Origin of the sequence: Acidovorax sp. ST3 (assembly GCF_003231145.1) — a bacterium.
Taxonomy (GTDB): domain Bacteria; phylum Pseudomonadota; class Gammaproteobacteria; order Burkholderiales; family Burkholderiaceae_C; genus Acidovorax.
In genome coordinates, this window is sequence record NZ_QKVP01000150.1 from 1 (window position 1) to 509 (window position 509).

1 protein-coding gene is annotated in these 509 nt (G+C 60.5%); it reads left to right on the top strand.

The features are described 5' to 3' along the window. Positions 1 to 170 precede the first annotated feature (170 nt). A partial coding sequence (locus tag DNK89_RS24050) for an Lrp/AsnC family transcriptional regulator (protein WP_110962026.1) occupies positions 171 to 509 on the top strand: 339 nt, incomplete at its 3' end.

Consider the following 509-nt stretch of genomic DNA (forward strand, 5'->3'; position numbering starts at 1 on the left):
AGCGTGGGCTCGGGGGCGGGGGTGCCGTCCATCATGAATGCTCCTGTAGTCGGCACCATGATAGGTTCGCGAGGCATCGGGTTTATTGCGTTTTCGGATCGTGCTATCCCTATAATTCGCAATGAATATTTCGTATTTGCGGAATTTCGACCCAAACAGGAGACAAAACGATGGACAAGACCGATATCGGCATCCTCAAGGCCCTGCAGGAGGATGGCCGGGCCTCGGCACAGCAGCTGTCGGACAAGGTGGGGCTATCGGCGGCGCCGGTGTGGCGGCGGGTGAAGGCGCTGGAGGCCAGCGGCGTGATCCAGGGCTACAGCGCGCAGGTGGATCGCAGCAAGGTGGGGCTGGGCTGTATGTTCGCGCAGATCAGCCTGGAGCGGCATTCGGCGAACACGGTGGAGAACTTCGAGCGGTCGGTGCGGGATGCGCCGGAGATCCTCGAGTGCTATGCGGTGACGGGGGATTCGGATTTTCTGCTCAAGATTCTTGTGGAGAGTCCGGAG